Below are 9,742 nucleotides of genomic sequence, written 5' to 3'. Positions count from 1 at the left end.
CGACGCGCTTCTTTCCGCTTTATTGTTTATACAGAGAAAGGGGCCTATAGGGCACATGCATTTCCTTCGCAGTATTCCTTGCTGGGAGTGCCGTTGTACTCCGGATGGCGCTGCAACCAGCGGACAGCATAAGCGCAGGTGGCTACGCAGGCATAACCTTGCTGCAGGGCATAGTCGTAGGCAGCCTTGACAAGGGCCGAGGCGATGCCTTGTCCTTCGAGGAGAGCGGGAACAATGGTGTGGCGTATGTCGAGTGCGCCGTTTTCGATGAGATAAGCTACATGGGCTGTTTCACCGTTTTGAGTCAGGGTGAAACGATGTTGTTCGGGGTTGTGCAGAATATTCATGATACTTTACTTTTGAGTTTTAGTGTGACAAAAGCAAAGATAATATTTTGGAGGGATATATAGACAGGCAGGGTAGAAAATAAATGTCTCTTTCTGAACTTCACCTTTTTCATATAGCAACGAATAAGGTTGTTTAGATAGGAACAGAAATAAAAGATCCCTGCAAAGGCTGATTGGCAGGGATCGAAGGTTTAGGTTAAATTTGAAGAATAGAGAGAGTTTTGTTTAATAACCGCCTCCCAAGGCATGATACAAGTTGATGACTCCTTGGATTTCGTCGAAGCGGTCGGTGGTTGTATCGAGTTCTGCCTGAAGCAATGACTGTCGGGCTGTCAACACCTCCAAATAGTTTTGTGAACTGTGTTGCATCAGCAGTTCCGAACTGCGTAAAGCTGAGCGGAGTGCGGCAACTTGCTGTTCGTCGAGCCAGATGCGTTGACGGGCTGTTTGCCATTGTACCAGCGCATCGTTCACCTCGGCTCCGGCATCAAGCAGGCTTTGACGGAAGGTCAGCAAGGCTTCTTCCTGCTGTGCCTTGGCTATCTTCAGGTTGGCAATATTCTTGCCTCGATTGAAGAGGGGTTGCACCAACGAACCGACAGCTGTTAATAGCCATTGGCCGGGATTGGTGACAGTTGCACCTGTAGCATTGGTCCATCCGGCCGAACCGCTTAGCGTAATGGAAGGATAGAAGGCCGAACGTGCTGAGTTGGTTGCGTAATAGGCAACAGCCAGTTGGGCTTCGCATTGCCGTACATCGGGACGACGGCTTAACAGTTGCAGGGGAACACCGGTAGATAATGTGTCGGGAAATTGTTGCTCCTTGAGTGTAGACCGTTCGATGGCTTGTGGCGAAAGGCCTAACAGGGTAGAGAGCGAGTTCTCCATTTCATTGATTTGTCGTTCGACCGAAAGGACGGAAGCATCGACTGCCAGTTTGCCGGCTTCGGTCTGGGCTACGGCCATTTCGGTGGCTTGTCCGGCACGCTTCAGGGCTTTCATGGTACGTACACTTTCGTCCCATGTCTGGGCTGTGCGACGACTGATATCCAACTGTTCGTCGAGCATCAGCAGTGTATAGTAACTGTTGGCAATGGTGGCTACCAATTGGGTCTGTACGGCCTGGCGGTAGGCTTCGCTTTGTTCGAGAGCGGCTTGTGCACCACGCTTGCTGTTGAGCAGTTTGCCGAAAAGGTCTATTTCCCAATCGGCGGAAGCTGCCAGGTTATAAGTCTTGGATGCTTTGTTTCCGTCGGCGCTGGTCAGTGTGCCTTGCGGTGTAAGCGATACGGAAGGCAGGTAAGACAGGCGTGACGTCATAAGCAGTGCTTCGGCTTCTTTTACCTTGAGGCGCGCGATGCTGAGATCGGTATTGTTGTTGAGACCCGTTTCGATGAGTTGCTGCAACTGCGGGTCGGTGAACAGTTCTTTCCACGAGAGTGATGCCAGCGAGGCAGTATCTTCACCAGCAACAGGCTGTCGGTAAAGGCTGTCGGACACGTTGACCGACTCGGGGCGTTCGTATGCCCGGTAGATGTGGCAGCCGGTCAACGTGGCACAGAATATAGTGATGGTAATAGTCTTTTTTATCATGTTCATAATCCTTGAGGTTTATTTCTTTTCAATTTTCGGTAACTGGCGTTCGGGCATCAGCTTTTCTTGCAAGTATTGGAATACCATGAACAGTGGTGGCACAATGAAAAGCAGTGCGATGGTACCGATGAGCATACCGCCTACGGTACCTACTCCGATGGAGATGTTACCGTTAGCACCTACACCCGATGCAAACATCAGCGGGAGCATACCGAATATCATGGTGAGCGAAGTCATCAGGATGGGGCGCAGACGAACCTGGGCAGCTGAGATAGCAGCCTGCATGATAGTCATGCCGTGCTGACGGCGTTCGGAAGCATATTCGGTAAGCAGAATGGCTGTCTTGGAGAGCAGACCGATCAGCATGATAAGACCCGTTTGCAGGTAGATGTTATTCTCCAGTCCGAACATCTTGGCGAAAAGGAAACTGCCGGCCAGTCCGAAGGGTACGGAAAGAATAACTGCCATCGGAACGAACAGACTTTCGTACAAGGCACACAGGATGAGGTAAATGAAGACAACACAGATGACAAACACAAGCGTGGTTGTGTTTCCGGTGCTTGACTCTTCGCGTGACATACCACCGAATTCGAAACCGTAGCCGGTGGGCAGTGTCTGTGCGGCTACTTCCTGTACAGCCTTGATAGCCTGACCGGAGCTATAGCCGGAAGCGGCTGCACCGTTCACCTGAATGGCGGAAAACAGGTTAAAGCGTGTCAGCACTTCGGAGCCATAGACTCTTGTCAGTTTCAGGTATTGGCTGATGGGGCTCATCTCGCCGCTGTCGTTACGCACAAAGATGCTATTGAGCGACTCGGTGTCGAGACGGAACTGAGGCGGTGCCTGTACCATAACACGGTAAAGTTTGGAGAAACGGTTCATGTTAGAGGCATAGTTACCGCCGATGTAACCTGAAAGTGTGCTCAGGACATCTGAGGGAGATACTCCGTTTCGCTTGCAGCGCGCAGCGTCTACCTCGACAAGGTATTGCGGGAACTTGGTATCGAAGGATGTAGTAGCGCGACCTATTTCAGGGCGTTTGTTCAGTTCTTCAAGGAACTGGCGGGTATACTTCAACAGGTCTTCGGTGGTACCTCCTTTCTGGTCCTGTACATAGACCTCGAAACCGCTGTTCACACCGTATCCGGGAATCATCGGACGGGTGAACGGCATGATGTCGGCACTGGATATGAAGGCAGTGCGGCGGCTTATTTCTTCCATCACGGCATCGATGGCGTCTTCTTTGTCGGGACGTTCGCTCCAGTCTTTCAGACGGATGGTGAACATACCGTTGCAGGCACCCTGTCCGCTCAGCATGGAGTTACCGGTGGTATTGGACTGAACATCGATTTGAGGTATAGTACGCAGACAGCTGTCTACCTGTACCATTACTTTACGGGTTTCCTGTACGCTGTTTCCGGGTGAAGTACGTACGTCGATAAAGACTGTACCCATATCTTCGTTGGGAACAAGACCTGTTTTGGTAGTCATCATCAGCAGAACAAATCCGCCGCAAGCAATTACAAGCAGGATACCTGCCAACCATTTCCGCTTGAGCATGAACAGTACGCCGACTTTATATTTGGTTACCAGGCGATGGAAAGTTGCATCGAAGGCTATGTGGAACCTGGACGAGAAACTAAGTTTTCCGCCATCTTCGGCCGTTTGGTGGGGTGTCATAATAAGCGCACAAAGGGCAGGACTTAACGTCAAGGCGTTGAGCAGGGAAATGGCTACTGCCGCTGCCATGGTAAGACCAAACTGGGTATAGAAGGTACCCGTAGTTCCTCCAATGAAGCTTACCGGAATAAATACAGCCATAAATACAAAGGTGGTTGTAACCAGTGCGGAGGTGATGCCGTCCATGGCATCGATTGTAGCAAGGTAGGACGATTTATATCCTTCGTCGAACTTGGCCTGCACCGCTTCGACCACCACAATGGCATCATCCACCACGGTACCGATAACAAGTACAAGGGCGAACAGGGTCAGCATGTTCAGACTGAATCCGGCAATGTTCAGAAAGGCAAAAGTTCCTACCAGTGATACAATGATGGAGATAGTCGGAATAAACGTAGAGCGTAGGCTTTGAAGAAATATGTATACTACAAGCACTACAAGTATGATCGCTTCAATCAGTGTTTTAATAACGCTTTTGATAGAAGCATCGAGGAAGTCTTTGGTACTCATCAGGTCGACAATCTTGATACCCTTGGGCAGTGTCTTGGAGATTTCTTCCACGGTGCGGTCTATCTCTTCGATGATTTCGTTTGCGTTGGAACCCGATGTCTGTGCGATCATGATGTTACAGCCCGGATGGCCGTTTACTTCGCCGATATAGTCGTAGGCTCGGGTACCCAGTTCGATAGTGGCTACGTCTTTCAGACGAAGCACCTCGCCATTGGGTAACGACTTGATGACCATGTTTTCATAATCCACTTCGTTCTCGTAACGGCCTCGGTATTTCAGGACATATTGGAATGTGTTTGCCGATTCGGCTCCCAGCGTACCGGTGGCAGCTTCGACGTTCTGCTCGTCAAGTACGGTGGCTATATCAGAAGGAACCAATGAGTATTTCTGCATTTTGCCCGGATCGAGCCAGATACGCATAGAGTATTCGTAACCGAACACGTTTACTTCACCTACACCGGCAATACGCGAGAGACGTGGCTCGATGTTGATTTTCATGTAGTTGGTCAGAAATGCTTCGTCGAATGAATCGTCGGGGCTGTATACTGCCAGCTGCTTGATGTTACTGGTTTGGCGCTTGCGTACGGTGATACCACTTTTAGTCACTTCGGCTGGCAAGAGGCCTTCGGCTGTGGCAATTCGGTTTTGTACGTTGACGGTAGCCATGTCAGGATCGGTTCCCTGGCGGAAGTAGACGGTAATTCTGGCAGATCCGTTGTTAGAGGCTGTAGAGGTCATGTACATCATATTTTCTACACCGTTGAGCGCTTCTTCCAGAGGGACAACAACACTTTTCTGCACAGTTTCGGCATTTGCACCGGTATAGGTGGCCGATACACTGACCGTAGGCGGTGCGATTTCAGGAAACTGCTCAATGGGAAGTTGTGACAGGCCTATGAATCCCAGTATCAGGATAAGCACGGAGATGACGCCGGCCAGAATAGGGCGATCGATAAAAGTTCTTATCTTCATAGGGCTCGGTTATTTGGCTGGTTCGGAGGTTTGAGGAGTATTATTGGTGTTGACGGCAGTTCCTTCACGCATCAGTCCGGCACCCTCGGCAATAATCACATCGCCTGCTGCCAGTCCGGAAAGCACAATGTAAGTTTGTCCGTCATTGTATTTGTATACGGTGATAGGGGCCGATTGTGTCTTTCCGTCTACGACTTTCCAGGTGAATACACGGTTTTGAAGTTCGTAAGTAGCGCTTTGGGGAATGCTGATACAGTCTTTATATTCAGTTGGAACGGATATAACCCCACTTCCACCGTTGCGTAGCAGGTGAGAGTCGTTTTTGAATATAGCTCTTAAGGTTACTCCTCCTGTACTTTCGTCTATTGTTCCGCTGATTGCATCAATGCGCCCGGCTTCTTGATAAGTTTTTTCGTTGCTCATGGTCAGGCTGACAGCAGGCATTTTCTGACAGGCTTCTTCCAATGAGCCGTATTGTTGGATGAGGTCGAGCATTTGGTTTTCGGCCATGGAGAAATAGGCGTAAATTTCAGCATCGTCCGATACGGTGACAAGCGGTTCGGTGATGTTGCTGTTCACCAATGCGCCTACACGGTAAGGAATCATGCTGGCTACGCCGTCAACGGGACTTTTCACCTCGGTATATGAAAGGTTGTTGCGAGCGTTGGTCTCTTCGGCTTTAGCTTGTGCCAGGGCAGCTTCTGCTTCGAGCAGCTGGTTGCGGGCAGTCTGGCGATCGAAGTCGGATACAACTTTTTCTTTAAATAGCTGTTCTTTGCTGTCGGCTGTCAGCCGGGCTGTCTGAAGTTGGGCTTCGGCACTTTTTACATTGGCCAATGCGGTTTCTAAAGCTGCTTTGTAGGGAACTTGGTCGATAATGAATAATACTTGCCCACGACGTACTATATCACCTTCGTTGATACAGATTTTAGTAATAGTACCGCTTATTTGCGGACGAACTTCTACGGCCTGCCGTCCCCGTAAGGTGGCAGGATAGGTTGATTGCAAAGTCTGGTTAGTGGTAGTTACCGTCAGGGTTTTGTACTTTTCGCCGGGCATTTCCTGCTTTTTCTCGCCGCAAGCAGTGAGTAGCGGCAGGCAGCACAGCATGAAATAAATGCTTGTCTTCATGTTCATATTTGTAGGAGTTTGTTAATAATATCCGGTTATAGAAAGGAATACGCTGAGCCTTAAGGCTTGTCGTTGTATGCAAACTTAAGCAGAATAGAACACAATTGGGAAAGTGTGGTGACGAACCGGGCAGATGTGGTGACGAACGGCCGGAGAGCCTTGTTTATTCGTGAGTAAAATATAGTATCTTTGCAGACAGAAAAGTTTTGTCCATGAAGAAAAATCGTATAGCACTTTATATTGACTTGCTGTTTTGCCTGGTTATTATACCACTGGTTGTCATGCTGTTGCCTGTGGACCGTTGGATTGTAACCAATACGGCTTTTCTGGCTACGCTTATAGCCTATGTCTATGCTGTTTATTTTGTGTATCGCCGTGCTTGTTTACCCAAGCTTTTCATGGAGAAAAAGTATGTACGTATTGTGTTGCTGATGGTAGTATTGGTGGGCGTGACAGAACTATTGACTTATTTTCCTATGCCGGCTGAGCGTATCACCAGTGATACACAGCAGATGGCGGCACGGATGCATATGCGTACACAGACTATCTGGTTCTTTTTCCTTGTGGTGACAGGTTTTTCGCTGGCTATCGAACTGACTTTTGAATTGTTTCGCCAGATTCTTTCGCGTCAGGAGATAGAGGCGGAAAAGAACAAGGCGGAACTGTCGCTTTATAAAGCGCAAATCAATCCTCATTTCCTTTTCAATACGCTGAATACGCTTTATGCGCTGGTGCTTTCAGGATCGGACAAAACGGAGTCGGCTTTTGTTAAGTTCTCGGGTATTTTGCGCTATATGTATTCGGATAGTGCTTCTGAACTGATTCCTGCCGAACGTGAACTGGATTATATCCGGCAGTATGTCGATTTGCAGAAGCTGAGGCTTAATCGTCATACGCAAGTCGATTTAACCATAGAAATCGCTAACGGTCAGATTCTGATCCCTCCTATGATTCTGATTACTTTTGTTGAGAATGCTTTTAAGTATGGCACTTCGTCGGATAGCGACTGTAGGGTCAGAATCCGTATTTGTGTGACAGAGGAATACTTGTCGCTTGAAACGGAAAATACCGTCATGCGCCGTCGTGAGGACGGTGGTGCCGGCATTGGGATTGCTAATTGCCGGAAGCGGTTGGAACTACTTTATCCAGGTCGTTATGACTTGCAGACAGGCGAGGAGGATGGTAAGTATAGAACCTTTTTAAACATTCGTTTGCAATGAGAACCATTACTTGTATCGCAATTGATGACGAGCCGATGGCCTTGCTGGTCATTGAGCAGTTTTGCCGGCGCAGGGGTGGACTGGAATTGACCACGTTTAGCGAACCGCGTGTCGGTTTGGAGGAAATACGTCGTCGTAAGCCCGATCTTGTTTTCCTGGACATTCAGATGAACAGTATCAATGGCTTGCAGATTGCAGATGTCTTGCCACATGAATGCTGTTTTATCTTTACTACTGCGTATGCGCAATACGCACTGGACGGGTTCAATCTTGATGCAGTAGACTTTCTGCACAAACCATTTTCCTACGAACGTTTCGAGACTGCGGTAGAGAAGGCTTTGCGCCGCATCAATGCATGTCGTCCGGCTGCCCCCGAATGTCTGGTCGTAAAACAGGAATATAATAATGTGAGTATTCCGCTTACTGATATTCTTTATATTGAAGCGTTGGGCAACTATGTAAAGATTGTCCGTACTTCGGGCGGACATGTACTGACACGTGCGAATCTGAAATCGATTGTAGAGATGTTGCCTGACAAGGCCTTTTTGCGTATTCACCGTTCGTATGTAGTTGCTGTGTCGGCTGTGCTTTCTTTTACCCGGTCGCGGGTGGTAGTAAAAGGGCAGGCAGCCGATTTGCCTGTGGGGGCACAATATGCTTCGCAAGTAATGGAAGCCTTGGGCGGATGAGGCACTTATGAACGGATCTGTTTCATTCGCTCGATGAATTCGTCAGCATAAACTCGTCCGATGGGCAGCTCGACATTTCGGTGATGCAGCGTGAGTTGGCGACGGTTGTAACTGGCTATTTTATGTAAGGGAACAATGTATGATTTGTGAATCCGCATGAAGCGTTCGGCGGGTAATAACTCCATGACTGTTTTCATGCTGGTTTGCGACAGAACCGGCTTGTCTGAAGTGAGTATTACCCGTATGTAGTTGTCCATGGCTTCGATGTATTCAATGTCCGCCAGCCGTATTTTGACATTTTTATATTCTACTTTCAGCGTGATTTCTTCATCGGCAAATACAGGTTTGGCTTGGAGACGTTGCAATTCTTGCAGACGTTTTACTTTTTCCACAGCCCGTTCGAAACGGTTGTACGAAAAAGGTTTGTGCAGAAAGTCAACAGCATCGAGGTCGAAACCGTCAACTGCAAATTCGGCATAGGCCGTTGTAAATATCAGGAAGGTGCCTGCGGGCAGCTGGCGCGCTACGTCAATGCCATTGAAACCACCCATCTCGATGTCGAGAAAAACAAGATCAGGATGCATGTCTTTCACCTTTTGCAGCCCTTCAACAGGGTCGGTGAAGGTGATAAGTTCGATGTCGCCGCTTCGTTGGCAGAATTGCCGGATGATGCCGAGGGCTACCGGTTCGTCGTCGATGGCTATACACTTCATGGCTGTTTCTTTTTAAAGTTTTTATGCAGACAATTTTATTTCCAGTTCTACTTTATACCATCCATCCTGTTCTTGGATGTTCAGTTTGTGAGCCGAGGGGTAGAGCAGTTCCAGGCGCTTGCGGCAGTTGGCAATGCCGATACCGGGTGCTTTGTCGGCTGGGCGTGGATTTACAATCGGGTTTTCGGCTATGAAGCAGAGGGTATTGTCTTTTACCTGTAGGCGGATGCGAATCAGACTTTTCTCATGTGCCGAGGTTCCGTATTTCAAGGCGTTTTCTACGAAAGTGATTAATAGCATAGGGGCTATCTGTGCATTGGGGCAGGCATGGTCGTTTTCGTAGGTATAATCTACTTGTGTACGACTTTCGTCCAACCGGTTTTTCTGTAGTTCGATGTACTGTTCGATGTATTGGGCTTCTTCTGCTATGCTGACCTTGTCTTGGGTGGCACGGGTATACATGTATTTCACCAGGTGAATGAACTGTACGAAAGCTGCCTCTGCTTTTTCCGATTGTGCCAGCATGAGGCCATAGAGGGTGTTCAGTGTGTTGAATAGAAAGTGAGGATTGATCTGTGCCTTGTAGAGGGCCAGTTCGGCTTTCTTCTTTTCGAACTCTACACTTTGCCGTTCGCTCATCTGTCGGTAAAGCTCCGTGAGCAACCCTACGGCGATGCTGAAGCAGATAGTTACGAGATAGAGGAACCATGTTCCCTGCTGGTGTAGCCTGATTTTCGAGAGGTTGGTAACACGTCTGATGCGCTCGGAACGCGGATGGTCGCCGCGGAAAGGAAATTCCATCTGATATTGTGTGACGAGCCATGTTACCAATACCGTACCGACTAAAAGACACAAGGCAATGATCAGTTGGCGTCGCGAGCGGAAGA

The 9,742-nt window shown here is 48.7% G+C and carries 8 protein-coding genes; 2 read left to right on the top strand and 6 right to left on the bottom strand.

Annotation, left to right across the window (positions count from 1 at the left end):
* Positions 1 to 44 precede the first annotated feature (44 nt).
* The 4 genes from QVP67_RS13050 to QVP67_RS13035 all read right to left on the bottom strand — a co-directional run bounded on the left by QVP67_RS13050 (position 45) and on the right by QVP67_RS13035 (position 6,233).
* Positions 45 to 347, bottom strand: a complete 303-nt coding sequence (locus tag QVP67_RS13050) for a GNAT family N-acetyltransferase (RefSeq protein WP_022164008.1) — start codon at positions 345 to 347, stop codon at positions 45 to 47.
* A gap of 225 nt (positions 348 to 572) precedes the next feature.
* Positions 573 to 1,946, bottom strand: coding sequence for an efflux transporter outer membrane subunit (locus QVP67_RS13045; RefSeq protein ID WP_022164007.1), 1,374 nt, complete (start codon positions 1,944 to 1,946; stop codon positions 573 to 575).
* Positions 1,947 to 1,958: 12 nt separating this feature from the next.
* Entirely contained in the window at positions 1,959 to 5,102 is a 3,144-nt protein-coding gene (locus QVP67_RS13040; protein WP_022164006.1) for an efflux RND transporter permease subunit, read from the bottom strand.
* Between the two features lie 9 nt (positions 5,103 to 5,111).
* Positions 5,112 to 6,233 (bottom strand): efflux RND transporter periplasmic adaptor subunit, encoded by a 1,122-nt coding sequence (locus QVP67_RS13035; RefSeq protein WP_288180194.1) that lies wholly within the window; start codon positions 6,231 to 6,233, stop codon positions 5,112 to 5,114.
* Between the two features lie 212 nt (positions 6,234 to 6,445).
* Between QVP67_RS13035 and QVP67_RS13030 the strand changes: the two genes are divergently transcribed.
* Complete coding sequence (locus tag QVP67_RS13030) at positions 6,446 to 7,453, top strand: sensor histidine kinase (RefSeq protein WP_022164004.1); 1,008 nt, start codon at positions 6,446 to 6,448, stop codon at positions 7,451 to 7,453.
* Entirely contained in the window at positions 7,450 to 8,142 is a 693-nt protein-coding gene (locus tag QVP67_RS13025) for a LytR/AlgR family response regulator transcription factor (protein WP_022164003.1), read from the top strand. The genes QVP67_RS13030 and QVP67_RS13025 overlap by 4 nt, the downstream gene beginning before the upstream one ends.
* A gap of 5 nt (positions 8,143 to 8,147) precedes the next feature.
* On the opposite strand, the gene QVP67_RS13020 is transcribed toward QVP67_RS13025, so the two are convergent.
* Both QVP67_RS13020 and QVP67_RS13015 read right to left on the bottom strand, forming a co-directional pair.
* Positions 8,148 to 8,855 carry a LytR/AlgR family response regulator transcription factor gene (locus tag QVP67_RS13020; RefSeq protein ID WP_022164002.1) on the bottom strand — a complete coding sequence of 236 codons (708 nt, stop codon included), beginning with the start codon at positions 8,853 to 8,855 and terminating at the stop codon, positions 8,148 to 8,150.
* 21 nt (positions 8,856 to 8,876) lie between these two features.
* A partial coding sequence (locus QVP67_RS13015; protein ID WP_288180192.1) for a sensor histidine kinase occupies positions 8,877 to 9,742 on the bottom strand: 866 nt, incomplete at its 5' end.

The sequence above is a fragment of the Bacteroides sp. CAG:633 genome (assembly GCF_000435115.1).
Taxonomy (GTDB): Bacteria; Bacteroidota; Bacteroidia; order Bacteroidales; family Bacteroidaceae; genus Bacteroides; species Bacteroides ndongoniae.
Note: the sequence above shows the minus strand (reverse complement) of the source record. Positions and strands in the feature narration are given on the sequence as shown.